Source organism: Pseudoalteromonas sp. MEBiC 03607 (genome assembly GCF_004792295.1).
GTDB classification, from domain to species: Bacteria; Pseudomonadota; Gammaproteobacteria; order Enterobacterales; family Alteromonadaceae; genus Pseudoalteromonas; species Pseudoalteromonas lipolytica_C.
The window spans coordinates 2705899-2728325 of sequence record NZ_SRRY01000001.1 but is presented as its reverse complement, the minus strand read 5'-3'; the positions used below and the strand labels follow the sequence as shown (position 1 = coordinate 2728325).

Here is a 22427-nt window from a genome sequence, read left to right as displayed (position 1 = left end):
GCGTGGATTAAATACAAAGAGCCGTTGTGGATTAAACACAACGGCTCTTTTATATAAGCTAGTAATTGTGTAATTACATTACACGCATACCAGGCTCTGAGCCTTCATCTGGGTTAAGAATATAAATTTCTTTACCGCCAGGGCCTGCTGCTAATACCATGCCTTCAGACATACCAAAACGCATCTTACGAGGCTTAAGGTTCGCTACCATAACCGTTAGCTTGCCTTCGATGTCTTCTGGTGCATACGCAGATTTAATACCTGCAAATACTTGGCGCGTTTCGCCACCTAAATCTAAAGTTAGTTTTAATAACTTATCTGCGCCTTCAACATGTTCTGCTTTAGCAATTTTCGCTACACGTAAATCAACTTTAGCAAAGTCGTCAAATTCGATTTCAGGGCTGATTGGCTCTTTAGCTAGTGGGCTGTTTGGATCAATCTTGTCTTTTTCAGCAACTAGGCTTTCTTTTGATTCTTCAATCATTTTGTTTACTTTATCCATTTCAACACGTTGCATTAACGGTTTGAATTTATTGATTGCGTGACCAACAAGCGCTGTTTGCGCGCCTTGCCATGTTAAACCGTCGTTTAAGAAGGCTTCAACGTTTGCTGCCATACCTGGCAGAACAGGTTTTAAGTAAGTGATAAGTACACGGAACATATTCAAACCAAGTGAGCAAACATCGTGTGCTTCTTGTTGTTTTGTTTCGTCTTTAATTAACACCCACGGCGCTTTAGCATCAATGAATTGGTTTGCTTTATCAGCAAGGGCCATGATTTCACGAATTGCACGGCTGTAATCACGGTTTTCATAGTGATTTGCGATGCTTGCAGAAGCTGCTTGGAACTCACCCAATAGCGCTTCGTCCATTACGGTGTCGCTAAGCTTGCCGTCAAATTTCTTAGTGATGAAACTTGCACAGCGGCTTGCGATATTAACAACTTTACCTACTAAGTCTGAGTTTACACGCAGTGCAAAGTCTTCAAGGTTTAAATCAAGGTCTGTGATGCCGTTGTTTAGTTTTGCTGCGTAGTAATAACGAAGATACTCAGGATCTAAGTTATCAAGATAAGTACGTGCTTTTACAAAGGTGCCTTTTGATTTAGACATCTTCGCGCCATTTACAGTCACAAAACCATGGGCAAAAACGTTAGTAGGTTTTCTGAATTTTGCACCATCTAACATTGCCGGCCAGAATAGGCTGTGGAAATAGATAATGTCTTTACCAATGAAGTGGTAAAGCTCTGCATCTGAGTCTTCGCGCCAGAATGCATCAAAATCAATCCCTTTTTTGTCGCACAGGTTTTTAAAGCTCGCCATGTAGCCGATTGGCGCATCGAGCCACACATAGAAATATTTACCCGGTGCGCCAGGGATTTCAAAACCGAAGTAAGGTGCATCACGGCTGATATCCCACTGCTGTAAGCCATCAGCAAACCATTCATCAAGCTTGTTCGCCATTTCTTGTTGAATCGTACCTGAGTGTAACCACTCTTTAAGCATGTCTTCAAAAGCAGGAAGGTCGAAGAAGTAATGCTCCGAATCTTTTAAGATTGGTTCAGCGCCCGACATTACAGAGCGTGGGTTGATAAGTTCAGTTGGGCTGTATGTAGCACCACAAGAATCACAGCTGTCGCCGTTTTGATCTTCAGACTTACACGTTGGGCAAGTGCCTGTTACAAAGCGATCTGGTAAGAAGATACCTTTCTCTGGGTCGAAAAGTTGAGAAATAGTATGCTTTTTAATGTGACCCGCTTCATTTAAACGGTTGTAGATTAACTCGCTAAAGTGACGGTTTTCTTCACTGTGCGTGCTGTGATAGTTATCAAACTCAATGTTGAAATCAGCAAAGTCACGTTGACGTTCAACACTGACGTTTTTAACCATCTCTTCTGGCGTGATCCCTTGCTTTTGCGCATTAAGCATAATTGGTGTGCCGTGAGCATCATCCGCGCAAACGTAGTAGGTTTCATGACCTTGTTGTTTTTGGAAACGCGCCCAAATATCAGTTTGGATGTATTCTAGTAAATGACCTAAGTGGGTCGGGCCATTGGCATAAGGTAATGCGCTAGTAATCAGGATCTTTCGCTGTGCCATAATCATTCCGAATTGAGATTAGTTCGATGCAAACATGCACGAATATCATTATTTAATCCATTGCCAGTTGTTTATATACAAGCTAAAGCAATGATATTATCTAATTGTCTGGTTTTAATGCTTTGAATGTTACATAATTCCGCAGCACTTTTCATCAAAGAAACGCTAATTTATTGCTATGTTTGGACTGTCAAAACTATTCTCAAGTAAATCGGCTGAAAAAGCGCCTATCATTGCTGCCTTAGCCGCCTATCGTAGTAGCGCATTTGCTATTGGTATTGAGCAAGACTGGCTCGAAGAGCTTAATCAAAACAGCGATAAAAGCTGGCAAGTCAAATTAAGCCTACCTTTTGCTGGCTGTGGCGAAATCAACGAAATTGAAAAGTTTGTCAGTGATAAACTATCTGTGCCTGTGTCAATCACAGCTCAGGTCAAGTTACCGAACGTATATAGTTTTAAGCAAATAAAACATATTGTACTCGTTGCGTCAGGCAAAGGTGGAGTAGGAAAATCAACGACGGCAGTGAATCTTGCTTCGGCTTTACAACAAGAGGGGGCACAGGTTGGTATTTTAGATGCCGATATTTATGGTCCGTCTATTCCTCTACTATTGGGTCTACAAGGAGCTGAGCCTAAAACAGAGGATAATAAAAACTTACTTCCTTTTGAGGCACATAACCTCAAAGCGCAGTCGATCGGCTTTTTAGTACCAAGTGATGATGCAACCGTTTGGCGTGGTCCTATGGCATCAGGTGCACTTAATCAATTAATGAACGAAACTGCTTGGGGAGAGCTTGATTATCTAATCGTTGATATGCCACCAGGCACGGGTGACATTCAATTGACCATGAGCCAAAAAGTACCTGCTAGTGGTGCGGTTATCATTACCACTCCTCAAGATTTAGCCTTAGCCGATGCGCAAAAGGGCATTGCTATGTTCAATAAAGTGAACGTCCCCGTGCTTGGCTTAATTGAAAACATGAGTTACTTCTTATGTGGTCATTGTGGGCAACCAAACCATGTTTTTGGCAAAGATGGCGCTGTAACATTGGCTCATCGCCATGGTGTGCCTGTGCTGGCTAATATCCCATTGGCAATTGAAATTCGTGAGAGCTCAGAGCAAGGTGATCTGATAGCGCAGGATAGTGCGGCTGAAATAAGTTGTACTTATAAAACGGCAGCTCGGGTCCTTGCTAGTAGTTTATATTATCAACAAGCCCAGACCAGCAAAGTAGATATTGTTATTACAGAAGACTAATTATTGAAATTTAGTCATTAATTAGTGTGTATTTTGTATTAGTTTGTAATTAAATAATCTCATTTTATTTGGCATCCTCCTTTATTTACGCATTACTGAAGCATGATTGATAAATTTAGGAATAAACTCGGTTTATTTGTTAATAATTTATTGACGTTTTAGTAACCTTGTCATACTCTATGTAAGCGCTTACATTTTTGTTCTTTTTTATTTGACCTCAATTGTAAGCGCTTACAAATTGGCTGAAACTAATATTTACTATTAATATCAGCTGTAAACTAACAAACACAGAATGTTAGGGTTCAATGCAATGAACAAAATAAAAACACACTTAACGCAACTCGCTATGGCACTATCTGTGGCGACGTTAGCAGGCTGCGGTGGCTCTGCCACAGACACAAAAATCGATACCATTGACCCAAGTGAGCCCGTTTCAGATTGGGTTATGGTATGGGAAGACAACTTTGATGGCGATTCCATTGATGAGGGCAAATGGAATTTTGAAATAGATTGCGCTGGCGGTGGTAACAATGAAAAGCAATGTTATACCGACAGTGAAGAAAATGCATTCGTAGCTGATGGTATTCTAAACATCGTTGCATTACCTGCAGAAGAGGGTGCTGCAAAACCTTATACCTCTGCGCGCATTAACACACGTTACAAAGCTGATTTTAAATATGGACGCTTCGAAGTCCGTGCCAAACTTCCAAGTGGTCAAGGCTCATGGCCTGCATTTTGGATGATGCCAACAGATGAAGTGTATGGTGGTTGGCCACGCTCTGGTGAAATTGATATCGTTGAGTCGGTTAACTTGAAAGTCCCAACAGATGACGGTGTTGAGTCAAATATCTACGGTACGCTTCACTATGGTAAAGAGTGGCCGAATAATGATCAAAGCGGTAAGGCTTATACGTTTGATCAAGGCACTAACCCAGCGGATGATTTTCATACCTATGCAATTGAATGGCAAGAAGGTGAAATTCGTTGGTATGTAGACGACTATCTATATGCAACACAGCGCAAATCAGAGTTACTTTACAATGCTAAAGGCGAAGCTCTGGCACTTAAACACAAAGGTTGGTACACAGAGTACTTTGATCAAACAACCGGTGAGTTAACAACTTTCTGGGATGCATCTCCTTATGATCAAGAGTTTTATTTAATCTTAAACTTTGCTGTAGGCGGTGACTGGCCAGAAAACGTTAATGCAACGGGCATTGACGCAAGTGCATTTGAAAATGGTCAAACTTTTGAAGTTGACTATGTTCGTGTTTACGAATGTGCACAAGACCCTGATACAGGCAAAGGCTGTGAAACAGTTCGTCCTGGTTACGATAATTTAGAAGATGCATTAGTACAAGGTAAAGCTCCTGCACCTACACCACCTAGTGATGGTACAGTAACGCCGCTTACTATTTTTGATAGCAGCTTTAATCCTAACTGGCCTGCATGGGATTGTTGTGGTGGTTCAACTCCTGCACTTGTTGAAGATGCTGAGCGCGGTGATGTTGTTGAATTTGTTGTGGGGGCATCACCAACGGTAAATGGTTTCATTAGCCGTGATGCATTTATTACCGATGAAAACGGCCAAGCCACTCCTTATGACGCAAGCGCTATGCTAGAAGACGGTTATGTGCGTTTTGATATGCAAGTGACTTCATTACCTTCTACTCCTGATGCACCTTGGCTTTTCAAAATTGAAAGTGATGAAGGCGCAACAGCCGTTGAGCTAAACCTAAGTGCTAGCACTGAAGGTGTTAGTCCTGTAGCTGGTGAGTGGCAAACATATACCTTCCCATTACAAACATTAGCTGACGCAGGCTTAAATGTATCTTTGATTGATGTTGTAATGATTTTCCCTGCATGGGGTCAAGGTGAAGGCGCAGTATACCGTGTTGATAATGTTGAAATTACTAACGGTGGTTCAACAACATTACCTTCACTAACACTGTTCACTGATGAGGCTAACCTAGACTGGCCTCTGTGGGATTGCTGTGCGGGCTCAACACCTATTGAAGTAGTTGATGACGAAGAGCATGGTGTAACTGCTGAGTTTTCTATTGGTGCAACGCCAACAGTAATGGGCTTTATTAACCGCACCTCATCAGGTGGTAGTGGTACTCAATTTGATGCGACTTCGCTTGTTGATGACGGTATGTTGCAATTTGAGATGAAAATAACATCGCTACCATCAACTCCTGATGCACCATGGATGTTAAAGGTAGAGTCAAATGAAGGGGCAACAGCGGTTGAAGTTAACCTTAATACGAGTACTGAAGGTGTTGATCCGGTTGCGGGTGAGTGGCAAACCTACACATTCCCTGTAAGCACACTACTACAAGCTGGTTTAGATGTGAGTGCTATTGATGTCATCATGATTTTCCCTGCTTGGGGTCAAGGTGAGGGTGCTGTGTACCGCATAGATAATGCACGTATTTATGCACCGCAGCCGCAATCAGATCTCACTTTATTTGCAGATAGCGTAGCAGACCAATGGAGCATTTGGGATTGTTGTGCTGGTAGTACACCAACTGTAGAAACAGACGACGAAGCACACGGCTCAGTTGCTGAGTTTCAAATTGGTGCTCAACCAACTGTAATGGGTTTCTTAGCAGCAGATGGCGTGAGTTTTGATGCATCACACATGTTATCTCAAGGTGTAGTTCGTTTTGAAATGAAAATCGTTTCAAACGCAAGTAACCAAGATGCGCAGTGGTTATTTAAAATCGAATCAAACGATGCAGGGCAAGCTGTGGAGCTTCCACTAAGTGCAAGCCAAGAAGGTGTCGAGCCAGTGGTTGGTGAATGGCAAACATACACATATACACTTGCCGATTTACTAAGTGCAGGCCTTGATATTAGTGCAATCGACGTTGTTATGGTGTTCCCTTCATGGGGCATGGGTGAAGGTGCGGTTTACCGTATCGATAATGCAGTCATTGCGAATCCTTAATTAACACTGGCAACAATGGTGGGTGCCAAACTGGCACCTACATACCATGGCAACAAATTGCAAAAGCAGGTAAATCATGAAAAGCACAAAATTTATTAAAACGCCTCTTGCAGCTTCAGTGGCGATGATCTTAACCGCAGGGTTTGGCACTATGCCGATGGCTTACGCGCAAGATGAGCAAGCTGACAAAGAAATAGAAATTATTGAAGTAAAAGGTATTCGTGGCAGTTTGATCCGCGCCATGGATATGAAACGCGATGCTACAGGTGTAGTTGATGCGATTTCGGCAGAAGAAATGGGTAAATTCCCAGATACTAACTTAGCCGAGTCACTGCAACGTATTACCGGTGTATCTGTTAGTCGTTCAAACGGCGAAGGCAGCGAAATCACAGTGCGTGGTTTTGGCCCTGAGTTTAACCTGGTAATGCTTAACGGCCGTCAAATGCCGGGTACTGGTTATACACGTTCTTACGCCCTTGAAAATATCGCCGCTGACGGTGTAAGTGCACTTGAAGTTGCAAAATCAGGTCAAGCAGATGTACCAAGTGGTGGTCTTGGGGCAACAGTAAACATTATAACGACTCGCCCTTTAAATAGCCCAGGTGAAAAATTTAGTTCGTCTATTAAGGCTATTCACGACTCGTCAAATGAAAAAGGGGATGATGTAACTCCTGAATTCTCAGCGATGTACAGTAATACATATGTTGATAATTCAGTTGGCTTTGCCGTTTCATTCTCACATCAAGAGCGTGATTTCCAACAACAAAGCGCAAACATTCAAGGCTGGCAAGCGAATGTAGATTTACCATCATTAGATGAAGGTGACTACATTGACCCACGTCCAGTAGATAGTGAAGGCAACCGTGTTGGTAACCATTTCTTTCCAAAAGATATGAACTACAGCATTGCTGATGTTGAACGTGAGCGAACTAATGGCCAAGTGACTTTACAATATGCACCAGTTGAAAACTTCACTGCAACGGTTGATTACACGGCAAGCCGTGCAATTACAGGCGTTGAAACAACAGGTTGGGGTATTTGGAATGAGTTTGGCAGCAACATTAATAGCTATGAGCTAGATGAAAATGGTACTGCACTTTATGCCGATATTAGTGGTAACGATGGTTCATTTACTGCAAGTCGTGGCACTACAGAAGTAAAAGCACGCTCAATTGGTTTAAATTTAGAGTGGCAAATCAACGATGCGTGGGAAGTTGAGTTCGATTATCACGATTCGAAGAATGAAACAGACAATGGTGCAGATGACGGTTTAGGTTCTGACGGCCAGATCATTCTTGGTTCTGACCAACTCCGTAGCAAGGTGTATGATTATCGCACAGGTGAAATTCCGCATGCGTATGTAAATTGGAAAAACGGCACTACTGTACTTGATCCAAGTGAAATTGATTCGAACTTTAGCCAGTTTATTTATTCGCCGGGTGAGTCTAATGTAGAGCAAGCGCAGCTTCATGCTACATGGTTAAATGACAGCTTTGAAATTCCACTTGTTAAAGTCAAATTTGGTGCTGCCAATACCAAGCAAACTATGGGTGGTTTTACTGCGTGGAGTGGCTTACGTGGTGGTCCTGGCTTTAACCCATCATTTACAGAGATCTTCCCAGACGGTATGTTCACTTATAATGATACTGGTGACATGCTAGATCAGTTCGCTGGTGGTGGTAGTGCCCTTGAACCAAATTACTATTACACCTATAGCTTTGAAGAAGCTTTGGCTCGTCAGCTTGCTTTTTTAAACGAAGATTTATTGGGCGATAACCAATACTCAATTGACCCATTTTTTGATGGTATCGACAGTGAAAGCTATGTAGAAGAAAAAACGCAAAGCTTCTACGTCAATACACTTTGGGAGTTTGAGTTATCTGACTACTTTGTTCAAATTAATGCAGGCTTACGTTACGAAGAGACTGATGTAACCAGTACGGTTCGTCAACGTGTTGAAAGCCAAGTTAACTGGGTGAGTGCATCTGAATGGATCATGCAATACGAAACTGGTGGTACAGATAACTTTTACCAAGAAGAAGGTAATTATGATATCTGGTTACCGAATATCGACGTAAAAGTTGAGATCACAGATGAACTTGTTGGACGTGTTTCGTGGGGTAAAACCATGGCACGTGCACCGCTTGGTAACCTTGCTGGTGGTCGAAGCTTAACTGGTAGTCCAAAACCAGGTTCGCGTACAGGTGGTCAAGGTAATACTAACTTATTGCCTTTCGAATCAACTAACTTAGACTTATCGCTTGAGTATTACTATGGCGAAGGCAGCTATGCATCAGTTGGTTACTTCAAAAAAGACGTTGATAACTTTATTCAAACGCAAATTACTGAAACAACGATAGAAGGTCTACATGACATTCTAAATGGTCCACGTTATCAAGAAGCCGTAGCTTCAGTTGAAGCACGCGGTGAGCAAGCAACGAGTGATGCAATCTTCAATGAAATGCTGGCACTTGGTTATGGTAATGCGGATGGTGCTATTGAACCAACTAGTGCAGACCCACTAATGGTATGGAATATTTCTCAGCCACAAAATACTGATAGCAAATCGGTAGATGGCTTTGAAGTTGCTGTACAGCACTTGTTTGGTGAAAGTGGTTTCGGTTTAGGTGTTAACGCTACATTTGTAGATGGTGATGTTGAATTTGATGTTAATAGTTTAACACAGCAAGCGCCTTTATCAGGTTTGAGTGATTCTGCTAACTTCCAAGCATTCTACGATAAAGACGGCTTGTCAGTTAAAGTTACTTACGCTTGGCGTGATTCGTACTTGATTGGTGTTGGTCAAGCGCAAGGCTCATCTGATGCACCGCCACAATTTGGCGATACGTTTGGTCAATGGGACTTAAGCGTTAACTACGACATTAATGAAAACATGACAGTTTTCTTTGAAGGTATAAACCTTAACAACGAAACTGAACGTGGTTATGGCCGTTATGAAGAGCAGTTCTTATTTGCTCGTCAATACGGACCTCGTTACACAATCGGTGCACGTTATAGCTTTTAATCTCATATGAACCCTAATGAGAACCAAAGCCGCTCAATGAGCGGCTTTTTATTTTAGTAAATATAAAAAGGATACACAGTGCTTAAAAAAGTTTATTGCGACTGAAAAAGTAAGCTGAAAAATAGCAGAAAATAGCAATGCCGGGGTTAATTAATAAATTGGGCATAAACACAATGTCGGTTTCACCATAACAATAAAGATAAAAGACCATGGTGAGTAATGAAGGTAGCGGGAAAAAGAAAGTTTCGTTTGCGACTAGGCCAACCACCGACCAGCTTGTTAGTAACAATGAGCCAATGAAGACGAGAAAGCCGTGCCAAATTTCTTGTTTTTTAGCGTAGTGTTTGGCGATTAAAATAGCAACAACACATGCTGGCAATGTTATTACGGATAAAATAACGTAATCCATAACAACTTATCCTCACTCTCCCTATAATTCGGCAATTAGAACAAAACTCATGACTTCAGATAAATCAGAAACAGCTGATGTTGTTACCTGAGAAGACTTATTTAATCGAGATTTATTAGCGCAACACGCTGCTGATTTGTGTAATATATGTCACACTATGTCCATTCCATTTTGCTTAACTGCTACACAATAAACTCTTTGTGTTTTTAAGTTTAAGCTTAGCGTGTTTTTTCAGCTTAAAATCATATGTTTAAGTTGTTTTAGGTAGAATAATAAATGAGATTATCAGATACCCATATTCAGCAGTATATTGACCAAGGCCGTATAGTTATTGAGCCTACACCGAGTAAAGAAATGATTTCAGGTGTGACGGTGGACTTGCGTTTGGGCAATAAATTTCGAGTTTTCCAAGATCATACCGCAGCTTATGTTGACTTAAGTGGTCCAAAAGATCAGCTAAACAAGGCGATGGAATCCATTATGAGTGATGAAATTGTGCTTGCTGAAGAAGAAGCTTTTTTCCTTCATCCAGGTGAATTAGCTTTGGCAATTACCTATGAAAAAGTAACTTTACCTGCTGATATTGTAGGTTGGTTAGATGGTCGTTCATCATTAGCACGACTTGGCTTGATGGTACATGTAACTGCACATCGTATTGATCCCGGTTGGTCAGGAAATATTGTTTTGGAGTTTTATAACTCAGGTAAATTGCCGTTAGCGCTACGCCCAATGATGAAGATTGGCGCTATGAGTTTTGAAACCATGACAAGTCCTGCTGAGAATCCTTACAACATACGTAAAGATGCAAAATATAAGGATCAAAACTCGGCTGTTGCAAGTCGAATAAGTGATGATAATAAGTAAAGTATTGTGTGGCTTTTAGTGCCACACGCCCATACGCCTAAACTTTTTACCTAATTAAAGTCTGCATAATTGGCAATTTAAGCGTATTCCCCCCATACTTTTAGCTGGTGTTTAAAGCACGGAGCTAAAATGCATTTTATTGGCAAGCACATCCATCGGGTTGTTAGAACGCTGCTCATAACAATGTGTTGTGTATTTTTACACAGCTTTAGTACCTTTGCTGCCAATGAGAGTCCATCGATTTGGCTGCTTGACTCTGCTGAGCCTCTTGCCAAATTAAGTCAATCGCTGGAACAGTCACTTCAAAATGCAGAACAGCTAAATGCTCTCGAAAGCAGTTCAATCCGCCTTGCCCCGCAAACATCCCACTGGTTAATAATCGATTTATTGCAACTACCCGACAAAAAAAATTACGTTGTTTATCTAGGTGAGCCAAATTTAACCTGGGCAAAGTTTTATCTGTTAGATGAAAATTCTCAGGCTACCAATAATCAGCGGCTCGCCTCACTTGAAAGCTTATCGAATGTGCGACCACATTGGTTAATAGAGCATAGTCAAGGTCATCGCTGGGCACTGGTTAACTTTGAGCACGATAGGGCGCTGACTATAGAAGTTGGGGTAGTTGCTGCAAAAACCTTTGAAATAAACTTACATCAAATCATTTTAAGCTATGGCGCTATTTTAGGTGTGCTGATTATATGCATGTTTGTGTGCGCTATTTATTTTGTGGTATCGCAGCAACCAAAATACCTGCTGCTGAATGCTTACTTCGTACTGGTTAGTATCGGATTTTTGATTGATAACGGGCTAATAAGCTATTTCGTTAATGGCATAGATTGGGAAGCAAAATGGCCTGTTAATGAGTTTGCATTATATTTTGCGAGCTATTTCTTATATCACTTTCTGGCAATCCATACCTATAAACCCCGCTTTAAAAAGGCATGGCAAGTAATGATGGCCTGTTTAGTCAGCGCGGCCGTGTTGTCATCACTATTGCCTCAGTTTAATCATCAATGGTTATTTATAGTTTCATGTATTGGGTTTTTAAGTTTTGCAGCTGCTGTATTTTTTAGTGTAATGCAGCGAAAAAATAGCCGCACCCACCTACGTGTATTTATGTTAATGACGATTGTGACTCAGGTGCTTAGTTTATTCATTTGGAATGGCTTTGGTATTGGTTACCATGGTGTTCATAACACCATTTTGCTTATCACATCACTGGCGATATGTTCCGTGCTGTTACTTAAAGACCGTCAGCAAATAGCGGCATTTAATTATTCGATGCTGCATGATGCGGAGACTAAACTGCCTAATAAGCAATTTTTGCTCGCACAAATGATGAAAAAAGTATCGCAGAAACAGCACTTTTCCGTCTTATTATTTAAACCACATGTTCTTTCAAATGCGCGTTCTACGTTTGGTTTTGAGCAAGCAAATATTTGTATCAATGAAAGATTAAGTATCTTAAATACTCAGCTACAGACCATGAATGCATTAAAGCTTGAAATTCAAGCCAGTAGAAGCGCATGGCTTGCTCATGTTGATGACAGTACGTTTGGTTGCTTAGTGATAGGAGAATTAGAACTCAGTCATATAGAGCAGTTTGCATGTTTGATCCATGGGGTATTTGAAGAAGGGCTCACCCATGAAGATATTAATTTAGTCGATAGTGTTGATATTGGTGTTGCCTATTATCCGATGCACGGCAATACCGCGAAGCAAATTTTACAATGTGCCATACAAGCAATGTCTGAAAAACGTTTACAAGGTGAGCGTTGGCGAATGTTCGACTCTGAGAGTGCGCGGCTTTCTGAACAAAGGCTATCGATTGCCGCAGGACTTAAAATGGCGATAGATGAAAATCAGTTAAGCTTACACTTTCAACCACAGGTTTGTTTGAAAACAGGCAAAGTAGTGGGCTGTGAAGCTCTCTTACGCTGGCATCATCCAGTATTTGGTGCAGTGAGCCCTGATGTGTTTATTCCAATTGCAGAGTCTGCGGGGGTGATCAATCAGCTCACTGAATGGGTGGTCGAAAATGGAATTCAGTGGCAAGCGAAGTTTTGCACACTGATACCCGATCACGTTATTTCCATTAATATTTCGGCTAAAGATCTATTAAATAAAGACTTACCTGTGCTGTTAATCACCATTTTAAATGAACAAAATGTGCGTGCCGAGTCGGTTATGCTGGAGCTGACTGAGTCAGCTACATTAGAGGAGAGTAAAAAGATTAAAGCCACACTCGATGACTATCGTTTAATTGGCTTAAAACTCGCGATTGATGATTTTGGAACAGGCTATTCTTCACTTGCTTATTTAAGTCAACTTGGCTTTGATGAAGTGAAAATAGATAAACAATTTGTGTTAAATCTGCCGTTTTCAGTAAATGATCAGAGTATCTGTCGGGCAACTTGCGACATTGCTGCCACACTAGGCGCACAGGTGGTTGCAGAAGGAATTGAAGATCAGCAAAGCCTAACTATGCTGCAAAGTTTTGGCTGCCAGTTTGGACAAGGGTATTATTTTTCAAAGCCTCTTTGTGCTGATGATTATTTAGCTTGGATTAGTGAGGTGCAGAAAGTTGAACTTAGTTTTGATGCAACAGCGAACCTAGTTGATTAAAGTAATTTAGCAGTGCTGCAAAGCAGCGCATCGCATGCTGCTCATTTGGGTAGATTAAGCCACTTGTTGATAAACCACTTACTAAAAAGCTATTTTTTATATCAGGGTGCATGGCAATGCACTTTTCAAAACAGCGAGCTGCGAGTTCTTCAGGCATGCTCATATATAGCTGTTTTACTTGCTGATCAAAAGCAATAGATTGTTTTACATACTCATTTGGGTTTGCACCTGAGTTATCTAAAAAAACCTGATGATAAAAATCATTTAAGCGCTGATTAAGTGGGTGACTTAAATCTGGTGACTGTTCGAGCCATAAGGCAGAACAAAACTGCATGCTTTTTCTATTCGCAAATAAATGTTGGCAGATATGATGATCAAAGGCATGAAACCATTCGTGTGCAAGTGCGCCACCCCCGGCATTTTTAGCCAGTGCTAACGTTTGGCTATGGGCATTATAATGTGCTTGTACGCCTTTTTGGCCGCCATGGCCAAAAGCGAAATTAAGCTTACCCCGCAAACCAATAGCTGTTGGCGGTAAGCTCAATATTTGAGCAAGATCGGCTAGGGCATCATAAATTAAATTAGCCGCGAGTAGACGCTCTTGTTTGTTCACCCAGCTACCCACTAACATAGTACGAAACCCAAACGTGTCACGAATGTCATTGAAATCAACTTGATCATCAAAGCGGTAGTCGGGGCCTTGGCGATTAAAACCTGCACTCAATCGTTTAGAAACACGCATTAAAGATATCGAGCCCTTACATCTTCTGGCATGTGCTTAGTTTGCTTGTCAACTAATGCTGCGAGTAATTTATACAATGGTGTAACGTCAAGCTGTTCAATTAAGTGAAGACTATGGGCTACAGCCTCCAATGTTGACAAGCTATCTTCACGGGGAGCTTTTCGTATTAAATACTGATTTTGAGGTAGTTGCTTAAAACTAACGGTCTTAAACTGTTGTAAACAAGGGGTAAGTTGGCGCATTTTAAATGCTTTTTTCCAGGTGCCATCTATAACAATCAGATGTGTTAGTGTTTGTTTAAATATATTCACTTCTGAGCTTTGCTCATCAAGACACCATGCGTCATGGCTTGGGTATAAAACAGCAGTGCTAGATTTTGGCAAAGTTTGCAGCGAAACAAAGTCTTGCTCAGATTCTCCAGCAATAATTTGGCAATTGGCTAAGCCTAAATTCAATAAATGCGCCGTGTTTTTAGTAATTTTTTCCTCACTTGGGTGGCGTAATATAATGATTTTTAGTCTATTATTGATTATGTTTATAGAATCACATAAGCAAGTTTTAGTAGAAAAGCCACAGTGGGAGCATAATTCTCTAGCCATATAAACTCGGAATACGGTAAAAGTATCCATAGTATACATGAGCTTAACCTACAAAGCAGGTTTGCTTTTTGACTAAGAACAGCTAAAGTTGCGGTTCTAGTTTTATGTTTTTGATTGAGGGATAAAAATGACGACAATCACCATAGACGAAAGTGCACTTGAAGGAATGGAATCGCTTTTAGGTGATCAGTTTGCAGATACCTTGAGCTTTTGTTGTAGTGAGTTTCAGCGACTAGGTTCAGAGGTGTTAGCTAACATAGGCACCGATACAGAAGCTGCAGCACGCCATGCACATAGCTTAAAGTCAAATGCTGCACAATTTGGCGCGCAAAGTTTGTCAGAAGTTGCTCAAGCGATTGAACATGCTTTAAACGAAAGTGATTTCGCAACGGCTGAGCAAAAAGCTGGCTATTTAGATGAGCAAGTTATAGGTTCAGTTGAAAAATTACAGGCTTGGTTTACTGGCCGTTAAAAACTTGAATTTATTTCAGTTGTAACTTCAAAAATCCACTAGCATGGTGGCCCTTTACTGGGGTAGTCTAAAGGCTCATTAGTAGAGGTAACCATGTCACAAATAAAAAAGAGTCACAAACTAGACGGTGTCTGTTATGACATCCGTGGGCCTGTGCTTGCACAAGCTCGAAAAATGGAAGATGAAGGCCAAAAAGTATTAAAGTTAAATATCGGTAATCCTGCCGCCTTTGGCTTTGATATGCCTGAAGATATGCATAAAGATATCATCCGTAATTTATATTCAGCCCAAGGCTACTGTGACTCTAAAGGCCTCTACTCAGCCCGTGTGGCTGTCTATCAACACTATCAGCAGCGTGGCTTACACAATCTTGATGTCGATAATATTTATATTGGCAATGGGGTAAGTGAATTAATTCAAATGACCACACAAGCATTACTCGATAATGACGATGAGGTCTTGATCCCTGCACCTGATTATCCATTATGGACTGCATCAGTTAAGTTGGCGGGCGGTAACCCAGTGCATTACTTATGTGATGAAGAGCAGGATTGGTTTCCTGATATTGCTGATATAAAAAGTAAAATCACATCGAAAACAAAAGCTTTGGTACTTATTAACCCAAATAACCCAACAGGTGCAGTTTACAGCGATGACTTGCTTATGGAGCTTATTACCATTGCTCGCGAACATAAGTTGCTGTTATTGAGCGATGAAATTTACGAGAAGATTTTATACGATGGTGCAACTCACAGCTCAATTGGGGCCTTATGCGATGACGTGCCAATTATCACCTTTAATGGTTTAGCTAAAACATACCGCGCAGCAGGTTTGCGAATGGGGTGGATGGTGTTAAGCGGCCGCACTAGCATGATGGACGATTTAAGCCGTGGCTTGGATATGCTGGCATCAATGCGTTTATGTGCCAATGTACCGGCACAATATGCTATCCAGCAAGCCTTAGGTGGTGTGCAGTCAATTGACAATTTGATTAACCCTGGTGGTCGCTTGTATGTGCAACGCGACATAGCTTGGCGTGGATTGAATGCTATTGATGGCATTAGCTGTAAAAAGCCTAAAGGGGCACTCTACGCATTTGCGAAAGTAGATACGGCGCACTTTAATATTAAAGACGATGAACGCATGATTTTAGATTTACTCAAAGCCGAGAAAATCTTACTTGTGCATGGTCGTGCTTTTAATTGGCCAGATCCTGATCATTTCAGATTGGTGTTTTTACCAAACAAAGATGATTTAACAGAAGCGATGAGTAAGATGCAGCGATTCTTCGCTGATTATCGACAAAGCTAAAAAAAGCGAGCCGAGGCTCGCTTTTTTAATAAGCTTTATCAACACGCACCGTGTTATCGGTGAGATACACAAGGCGAACTTTATCGCCTTGATTAAACAGCATCTGGTTGTCTTTATCTTGAACAACCATGTATTGTTCACCGTTTTCTACTTTTATCATTAATTCAACGAGTTGATATTGTATAACGCGACTGTTTTGTTGACGGTTGTGAGCAACAGAGCCACCAATCATTGAACCTAAAATAGTTGCGACGGTACGACCACTGCCGCCGCCAAACTGATTACCAATAACACCCCCGAGTAATGCACCGCCAAAGGTTTCCCAGCCATTAGTTTTGTCTCTAACTAGCTCTTGATCAGTAATTGTTCGTACCGATTGCACAGATCCAAATAACACCTGCTGTACTGGCACTGCTTTATTACGCTGATAATCAGCGTAACTAGGCGAGCTGAGTAATAAACAGCTTACTAGGATTGTTACTAAGTATTTCATACATCCTCCTGACTACCAGCCAAAAGTTGATTTCTCGCGTGTTTTACGGATTTCAGTTTCATCAGCCCATTCAACTAGGCCACTTTTTAAATCCATTAAACGCATAGTAAATTTGTAATACACATCAGCCTTATCAGCATTTGACTTAACAATACTCGATAAGTTGCCGTATAACATGTACTGAGCCCCAACTTGTTGACCAAATGCAATCGCTGTACTTGGGTTAACTAGCGGGTCATCGTTTTGAAAATTAAGTTGCTCACGTACCGCTTCAACGCGTGTCATATCAACAAAGCGAAACTTACCACTGCGTAGTAATTGTGTTGAGATTGAATCGGTGATTGATTCGGTATCAATGTGTTCACTGGTTTTATTCTTAATACGCTCTACAAACACGACTGGGCGACTATTTGCTGTCATTGTGCCAACCACAGGTGAAGCAAGTAACGAGTCTGTCATTTGGCTTGCTACTTTTTGTAGATCGGTTGATCCAAAGTTGATATCAGTTGTTTCAACAGCCTGAGCATCGCCGTAGCTAACCACCGCTTTATTGGCACAACCAGAAAGCAGCAAAGTGCTAGTTATCGCAATGGCCGCAGCCGATTTAACAGAAAGTAATTTCATCATGGTTTCCTTAATCTTCAAATTCTTGTGCTTCTGTTGACACTTCACGCACTGCAAGCGAGAAGGTGACAGCATTTGCTGTCGGGGCTAAGCCCGGTAACTGTGTTTTAGCAAATCCAAATAAGGTAATGGGTTGCCAAGGAGAGTGATTGCCACGTATAACAAAACCATCAGCGTCATACCAAGTAAATTGGTACTGTAAATACTGTGATTTTTTATATTGGCTTGCCAATGTCACAACCACATCTGTTAAGCCGTTTGTTTGGCGTGTTTTTACATCTGTAATTGCAAGTTTTTGCCCTAGTTCTGGGTTATTAACGATCAATTGTTGGTTATATTGTTTTGCAGTTTGCTCAACACCAATGCCAGAAGTGGTCGGGCGTGAGGAGCAGGCCGCAACAAGTAAAATGGTTAATAGTGGCACTAAATATTTCATCATTGCTCCTAAAGTTGAACGACATGTGTGTCATAGTAGCTATTAATAGAGGTTAGGAAAATTAAGGTTAACCCTTGCTTACTAACCGAAAAGTTTATTTCGCCACGACCTGGTACAGATAAAACATGTTCACCAGTTGTCATGGTATTTTGGGCAATACTTAATTGACTTGGTAAGGTAAGCCAACTTCTTGTATCTGCTTGTTCAGAGGCCATGTTATATATATTGGCTAAAATATTACCCACATCGCCGCCGCTTCTTGCCAGTTCAGCACGCATCTTTTCTTTTGCAACCAAGCGCATTACTTGTCTGGTAATTCTTCCTGTACTTTGATCTTTAAGTGTTTTCGCTGCTAGTGCCTCGAGCCTAACGATTGGTTTAAGGATGAAGTTGTCGCCATCCAATGTAATGTTCTTGTCGTTATTTGCATAAGGTGCGCCGCGGTATACAGGCATAGCGATACTATAAAAACGCGCATCTCCACGGGACGAATAAATAGGCAAGCGTAATTGAAACTCTTGTCTTGCTGGTATTAAACCTTGCTCTGCAATTACAATTACCTGGCCTGTGTTTGGCTTATGCTGCTTAAGTTCACCAAAGCGTTTACTAAATTCTTCAAAGTCTTGCTCAAAGCCCTGTTTTTTAGCAAGTCGTAAAACAGTTTGTTGTAGGTAGCTATTATCACTATTTATTTCGAGCGCTTTTTTATAATCGATATAGGCATCATCAAACTGTTTATCCGCCTCATAAAGCAGGCCCGACAAATAGAACGTAAAGGCATTTTGAAAACCATTTTTAACATTGCCAATTAGCTCAGCCATATCTGGGTAGCCTTCGGCTGCCTTTTCTGCTTGTTCATCAAGTACAGCTTGATTGTCTTTTAGTGCATCTTCTTGCACTTTATTAGCACGTCTAACTTCAACTAATGCAGATTCAAGTTGTTTATCAAATACATAACTCAGTGCTTTGTAGCTATGTAACATGGTCATTTCATAGGCAGCAGGCTCATAACCAATCACTGAGTCATTGGTTAATAATGAATTTGTTTGCTCAAGGCCTGCACTTAGCTGTACTTTGGCTGCTTGACGCTTTTTTTCCATATTTTGATAAACAGTTTCAAAGGTCTCATTGGCCTGAGAATTCTGTTTCGCTAAAAATTCAAGACGAGCAGTTTCAAGCTGATTCAATAAATAGTTACTGTGGCCATGGCTATTGCTCGGCAACAATTGCTGCGCATTTTCTATATTATTTTGAGATACAGCTTGGCGCACAGGTCTTAGCTGCGTCGCATAATCTTGGAATAGATCAGTAATACCTATGGTACTGCAGCCTGATAACAGTAAAACAGCGCCAATAAATAAACGTCGATGCACTGAACACTCCTTTTAAACAATGTACTCAGATTAGCATACGCGGCTTAACCTTCTATGATAAATTATGTAAAAAATCGTAAGTTAATAGACAACTTACTGGTCTAGTGTTTTTTAATGTTAAAGGAACACCACATTTGTTAAGTACTGTACTCTATACTTTAATTGCACTGTGTGCGTTTGCAGCTAACTCCTTGCTGTGTCGTATGGCATTACAAAGTGGTGATATTGACCCATTAAGTTTCACTGCCTTACGCTTGGTAAGTGGGGCATTGATGCTGCTTATACTGTTGCAGTGGCAATTAAAATCGCAAAGAGCTAAGCCTTTAACCGATAAAGGTAACAATATTAGTGCGCTTAGTTTATTTGTTTACGCGCTCTGCTTTTCAGTTGCCTACGTTGATTTAAATACCGGCACGGGCGCACTTATTTTATTTTCTGCGGTGCAACTGACTATGATAGGCCACAGTGTTTTTAACAAAGAGCCGCTTAGTAAAGTGCAGTGGGGGGCGTTGTTTGTAGCCTTTGCTGGCTTTATTTATTTAATGTTGCCCTCTGCAACAGTGCCCTCTTTTTTACCCGCTATGCTTATGGCAATAAGTGGCGTAGCGTGGGGAATTTACAGCATTCGTGGAAAATCATGCAGATCACCGCTGCAAGTAACTAGTTTTAACTTTTTAAGAAGTTTAATACTTGTGCCGATTTTAGTTCTTGTAGTTGCTTTAGATTGGCAAGCAGTCTCAGCCACAGGGATTTGCTTAGCTATAGCCTCAGGAGCACTTGCATCAGGAGTCGGTTACAGTATTTGGTATGTTGCACTACCAAAACTAAAAAGTAGCCAAGCGGGTGTGGTACAACTAACAGTCCCAGTGCTTGCTACAATAGCGGGGGTGCTATTTTTAGATGAGCAACTGACAACGCGTTTAATAATAGCCAGCGCCTTAATTCTTGGCGCTGTTTTGGTGTTTTTAATGGCTAAAAAGCGCAGTCTTTAGATTTAGGGTCATTGATATTTAATACGTAGCGCTCATAAAGCGTGTTAAGTTCAGCTAAAATCGCTTGTTTGCCGCTAAGCTCACTTTGTTCAATACATTGCTGTAATGTTTCAACTGACAAATACTGCATCATCTTTGCTGAAGCTCTGATATGGCTAATATGCCAAGGCTCAGGGGCAACCCCGCCTTTATATTCTTGGTAGGGGCGATAAAAACCATACTTTTCAAGGTTATTATCAAGCCATACCGCAAGCTTAGTAAATGGTCCTGTGGTCGAGTACTCATCAGGTGTTAATTGCAGTTGATAATCATCGTCAATAGGGCGGGTATCGTAGATGTCGAGGTCGGTACCAAAGTGATGCCTGCTTGCCCCCGGTAGTGCAGAGTAAAGCATAATCGCATGACACTTTTCAGTATCAGTTAAACGTTGTAAGTCTACCGTTTTTTGCTCAAGAGTATAAACTGGGCGAAGACCCTGAAATTTAGCATTCCAAATAGCACTTTGGCGCTGAAAATCGCGAAAGCTTGAGGCTATCGCCAAATCAATACCTGCTTCTTTCGCGCCTTGTTGAAGGGCTAAAAAGTCATCAACAATATCACCATGCAAGCGGTGGTTTTGTAGCCCAACTAAATGTGAGCTACTTAACCCTGTGGCGCATTGTTTAAGCTCGGTTTGGTTCATGTAAGCAGTTGCTCTAAAATGATTTCATAAATATCTGCAAGCTGAATTAAATCATCTGTGCTAACACATTCGTTTACTTTATGAATGGTTTCATTACGAGGGCCCAGCTCAATGACTTTGGCACCTGTTTGCGCAATAAAACGGCCATCAGATGTACCACCGGTGGTTTCAAGCGCTGTGTCGCGTCCGGTTACCTGCTTAATAGCGTGTACTGTAGCATCAACTAACGGACCGTGATCGGTTAAAAACGGTAGTCCATTAACAATCCAATTTAGTTCATAATCAAGGTTATGTTTTTCAACAATATCAACAACTCTTTGTTGTAGCTGTTGATAGGTTACTTCGGTACTAAAGCGAAAGTTGAATTGAATGTCGAGCTCGCCTGGGATCACATTGCCAGCTCCGGTGCCACCATTTATATTTGAAACTTGAAAGCTTGTTGCAGGGAAAAACTCGTTACCCTGATCCCACTCGGTTTGGCTAAGTTCAGTTAACGCCGGTGCAGCTAAGTGAATTGGGTTTTGTGCTAAATGTGGATAAGCAACGTGACCTTGTACACCTTTAACGGTTAAAAAGCCTGTTAATGAGCCGCGACGACCATTTTTTACTACATCACCCAGTTTATCTCGCGACGATGGTTCGCCAACTAAGCATAAATCAATCTTCTCACCACGGGCTTCAAGGGTATCGATAACACGGGTTGTACCGTTGATAAACGGGCCTTCTTCATCTGATGTAATTAAAAATGAAATAGACCCTTTATGATCTGGGTGTTTTGCAATAAAGCGCTCAGTGGCAACAACCATAGCTGCTAAGGAGCCTTTCATATCGGCTGCACCGCGTCCGTGTAGCATGCCGTCTTTTACCAGTGCCGAAAAAGGCGGGTGCTGCCAATTTTTTTCAGGACCTGTTGGTACAACATCTGTGTGACCAGCAAAACAAAAATGCGGTGATGTGTTTCCTTTGCGAGCCCAGGTATTTAAGGTATCAGTGAAAAACAGTGATTCAATATTAAAGCCAAGTTTTTCAAGGCGCTCGTTCATTAACGCTTGGCAACCAGCATCTTCAGGGGTCACTGATTCACGCTGGATAAGCGCTTGAGCAAGTTCAATAACAGGGTGAGTCATTAGGCAAAAATCTCATCGTATTGAGCTGCTTTAAAACCTAAGTGGTATTGGCCATTATGCACAAGTAGCGGGCGCTTGATCATCGCAGGTTGCTCAACTAATAATGCTAATGCTGATTCTTTATCGAGATTTTGTTTTTGTTCATCAGATAACTGGCGATAAGTTGTGCCGCGTTTATTAACTAAATCTTGCCAATCAATATGCGCTGCAAATTCATTAACTAGCTCTGCACTGATGCCGTCTTTACGGTAATCATGGAAAGTAAATTCTTGATTATTATCAGATAAATATTTTTTCGCTTTTTTAATTGTATCGCAATTGCTGATACCATACATGATAGTCAT

General features: G+C 41.2%; 19 protein-coding genes. 8 read left to right on the top strand and 11 right to left on the bottom strand.

Translation table 11 applies throughout. The annotated features are described in order from the left end of the window. Positions 1–73: 73 nt before the first annotated feature. On the bottom strand, positions 74–2098 hold the full coding sequence (metG, locus tag E5N72_RS12510; RefSeq protein ID WP_135925174.1) for a methionine--tRNA ligase: 2025 nt from the start codon (positions 2096–2098) through the stop codon (positions 74–76). A gap of 178 nt (positions 2099–2276) precedes the next feature. Here metG and apbC point away from each other — a divergent pair, with 178 nt between their 5' ends. The 3 genes from apbC (at position 2277) to E5N72_RS12495 (ending at position 9334) form a co-directional block, all read left to right on the top strand. Then, on the top strand, positions 2277–3356 hold the full coding sequence (gene apbC, locus E5N72_RS12505) for an iron-sulfur cluster carrier protein ApbC (RefSeq protein WP_135925172.1): 1080 nt from the start codon (positions 2277–2279) through the stop codon (positions 3354–3356). Positions 3357–3666: 310 nt separating this feature from the next. Further along, a complete protein-coding gene (locus tag E5N72_RS12500; protein WP_135925169.1) occupies positions 3667–6309 on the top strand; it encodes a glycoside hydrolase family 16 protein in 2643 nt (880 codons plus the stop codon). Between the two features lie 76 nt (positions 6310–6385). Continuing rightward, positions 6386–9334 carry a TonB-dependent receptor gene (locus E5N72_RS12495; protein WP_135925167.1) on the top strand — a complete coding sequence of 983 codons (2949 nt, stop codon included), beginning with the start codon at positions 6386–6388 and terminating at the stop codon, positions 9332–9334. Positions 9335–9416: 82 nt separating this feature from the next. Here the strand turns inward: E5N72_RS12495 and E5N72_RS12490 are convergent, their stop codons facing one another. Continuing rightward, positions 9417–9743 carry a hypothetical protein gene (locus E5N72_RS12490; protein WP_135925164.1) on the bottom strand — a complete coding sequence of 109 codons (327 nt, stop codon included), beginning with the start codon at positions 9741–9743 and terminating at the stop codon, positions 9417–9419. 276 nt (positions 9744–10019) lie between these two features. Between E5N72_RS12490 and dcd the strand changes: the two genes are divergently transcribed. Beyond that, a complete protein-coding gene (dcd, locus tag E5N72_RS12485) occupies positions 10020–10607 on the top strand; it encodes a dCTP deaminase (protein WP_135925162.1) in 588 nt (195 codons plus the stop codon). A gap of 129 nt (positions 10608–10736) precedes the next feature. Then, entirely contained in the window at positions 10737–13232 is a 2496-nt protein-coding gene (locus E5N72_RS12480) for an EAL domain-containing protein (protein WP_135925160.1), read from the top strand. Here the strand turns inward: E5N72_RS12480 and E5N72_RS12475 are convergent. Together E5N72_RS12475 and E5N72_RS12470 are read right to left on the bottom strand one after the other, a co-directional pair. Further along, on the bottom strand, positions 13198–13974 hold the full coding sequence (locus E5N72_RS12475) for a CLCA_X family protein (RefSeq protein ID WP_135925158.1): 777 nt from the start codon (positions 13972–13974) through the stop codon (positions 13198–13200). The genes E5N72_RS12480 and E5N72_RS12475 overlap by 35 nt on opposite strands. Then, positions 13974–14573, bottom strand: coding sequence for a tRNA-uridine aminocarboxypropyltransferase (locus tag E5N72_RS12470; protein WP_135926287.1), 600 nt, complete (start codon positions 14571–14573; stop codon positions 13974–13976). The genes E5N72_RS12475 and E5N72_RS12470 overlap by 1 nt, the downstream gene beginning before the upstream one ends. Positions 14574–14700: 127 nt before the next feature. Between E5N72_RS12470 and E5N72_RS12465 the strand changes: the two genes are divergently transcribed. Then, a complete protein-coding gene (locus tag E5N72_RS12465) occupies positions 14701–15045 on the top strand; it encodes an Hpt domain-containing protein (protein ID WP_135925156.1) in 345 nt (114 codons plus the stop codon). A 93-nt stretch (positions 15046–15138) separates the two neighbouring features. After that, positions 15139–16356, top strand: a complete 1218-nt coding sequence (locus E5N72_RS12460; protein ID WP_135925153.1) for a pyridoxal phosphate-dependent aminotransferase — start codon at positions 15139–15141, stop codon at positions 16354–16356. A 25-nt stretch (positions 16357–16381) separates the two neighbouring features. Here the strand turns inward: E5N72_RS12460 and E5N72_RS12455 are convergent, their stop codons facing one another. Genes E5N72_RS12455 through E5N72_RS12440 form a run of 4 tightly spaced genes read right to left on the bottom strand, consistent with a single transcriptional unit; the run spans position 16382 to position 19282 of the window. Then, positions 16382–16849 carry a glycine zipper 2TM domain-containing protein gene (locus tag E5N72_RS12455; RefSeq protein WP_135925151.1) on the bottom strand — a complete coding sequence of 156 codons (468 nt, stop codon included), beginning with the start codon at positions 16847–16849 and terminating at the stop codon, positions 16382–16384. Positions 16850–16861: 12 nt separating this feature from the next. After that, positions 16862–17476: a penicillin-binding protein activator LpoB gene (gene lpoB, locus E5N72_RS12450; protein ID WP_135925149.1), complete on the bottom strand. Its 615-nt coding sequence runs from the start codon at positions 17474–17476 to the stop codon at positions 16862–16864. 7 nt (positions 17477–17483) lie between these two features. Continuing rightward, on the bottom strand, positions 17484–17909 hold the full coding sequence (locus E5N72_RS12445) for a YcfL family protein (RefSeq protein ID WP_135926286.1): 426 nt from the start codon (positions 17907–17909) through the stop codon (positions 17484–17486). An 8-nt stretch (positions 17910–17917) separates the two neighbouring features. Then, positions 17918–19282: an adenine DNA methylase gene (locus E5N72_RS12440; protein WP_135925146.1), complete on the bottom strand. Its 1365-nt coding sequence runs from the start codon at positions 19280–19282 to the stop codon at positions 17918–17920. Between the two features lie 134 nt (positions 19283–19416). On the opposite strand from E5N72_RS12440, the gene E5N72_RS12435 reads away from it, so the two are divergent. After that, positions 19417–20274, top strand: coding sequence for a DMT family transporter (locus tag E5N72_RS12435; RefSeq protein ID WP_240704522.1), 858 nt, complete (start codon positions 19417–19419; stop codon positions 20272–20274). Here E5N72_RS12435 and E5N72_RS12430 read toward each other — a convergent pair. From E5N72_RS12430 to E5N72_RS12420, 3 genes are read right to left on the bottom strand one after another with little or no spacing between them, the layout of a single operon-like run. Continuing rightward, positions 20255–20956 (bottom strand): M15 family metallopeptidase, encoded by a 702-nt coding sequence (locus tag E5N72_RS12430; RefSeq protein WP_135925143.1) that lies wholly within the window; start codon positions 20954–20956, stop codon positions 20255–20257. The two genes, E5N72_RS12435 and E5N72_RS12430, sit on opposite strands and share 20 nt — an antisense overlap. Then, on the bottom strand, positions 20953–22083 hold the full coding sequence (gene dapE / locus E5N72_RS12425) for a succinyl-diaminopimelate desuccinylase (protein ID WP_135925140.1): 1131 nt from the start codon (positions 22081–22083) through the stop codon (positions 20953–20955). Before dapE ends, E5N72_RS12430 begins: the two co-directional genes overlap by 4 nt. Continuing rightward, positions 22083–22427, bottom strand: a complete 345-nt coding sequence (locus E5N72_RS12420; RefSeq protein WP_135925138.1) for an ArsC family reductase — start codon at positions 22425–22427, stop codon at positions 22083–22085. Before E5N72_RS12420 ends, dapE begins: the two co-directional genes overlap by 1 nt.

Bases quoted from the DNA above. Each gene is read 5' to 3' on its own strand.
- metG (WP_135925174.1), bottom strand. From the start codon at position 2,098: ATGGCACAGCGAAAGATCCTGATTACTAGCGCATTACCTTATGCCAAT.
- apbC (WP_135925172.1), top strand. From the start codon at position 2,277: ATGTTTGGACTGTCAAAACTATTCTCAAGTAAATCGGCTGAAAAAGCG.
- E5N72_RS12500 (WP_135925169.1), top strand. From the start codon at position 3,667: ATGAACAAAATAAAAACACACTTAACGCAACTCGCTATGGCACTATCT.
- E5N72_RS12495 (WP_135925167.1), top strand. From the start codon at position 6,386: ATGAAAAGCACAAAATTTATTAAAACGCCTCTTGCAGCTTCAGTGGCG.
- E5N72_RS12490 (WP_135925164.1), bottom strand. From the start codon at position 9,743: ATGGATTACGTTATTTTATCCGTAATAACATTGCCAGCATGTGTTGTT.
- dcd (WP_135925162.1), top strand. From the start codon at position 10,020: ATGAGATTATCAGATACCCATATTCAGCAGTATATTGACCAAGGCCGT.
- E5N72_RS12480 (WP_135925160.1), top strand. From the start codon at position 10,737: ATGCATTTTATTGGCAAGCACATCCATCGGGTTGTTAGAACGCTGCTC.
- E5N72_RS12475 (WP_135925158.1), bottom strand. From the start codon at position 13,974: ATGCGTGTTTCTAAACGATTGAGTGCAGGTTTTAATCGCCAAGGCCCC.
- E5N72_RS12470 (WP_135926287.1), bottom strand. From the start codon at position 14,573: ATGGCTAGAGAATTATGCTCCCACTGTGGCTTTTCTACTAAAACTTGC.
- E5N72_RS12465 (WP_135925156.1), top strand. From the start codon at position 14,701: ATGACGACAATCACCATAGACGAAAGTGCACTTGAAGGAATGGAATCG.
- E5N72_RS12460 (WP_135925153.1), top strand. From the start codon at position 15,139: ATGTCACAAATAAAAAAGAGTCACAAACTAGACGGTGTCTGTTATGAC.
- E5N72_RS12455 (WP_135925151.1), bottom strand. From the start codon at position 16,849: ATGAAATACTTAGTAACAATCCTAGTAAGCTGTTTATTACTCAGCTCG.
- lpoB (WP_135925149.1), bottom strand. From the start codon at position 17,476: ATGATGAAATTACTTTCTGTTAAATCGGCTGCGGCCATTGCGATAACT.
- E5N72_RS12445 (WP_135926286.1), bottom strand. From the start codon at position 17,909: ATGAAATATTTAGTGCCACTATTAACCATTTTACTTGTTGCGGCCTGC.
- E5N72_RS12430 (WP_135925143.1), bottom strand. From the start codon at position 20,956: ATGAACCAAACCGAGCTTAAACAATGCGCCACAGGGTTAAGTAGCTCA.
- dapE (WP_135925140.1), bottom strand. From the start codon at position 22,083: ATGACTCACCCTGTTATTGAACTTGCTCAAGCGCTTATCCAGCGTGAA.
- E5N72_RS12420 (WP_135925138.1), bottom strand. From the start codon at position 22,427: ATGACTATCATGTATGGTATCAGCAATTGCGATACAATTAAAAAAGCG.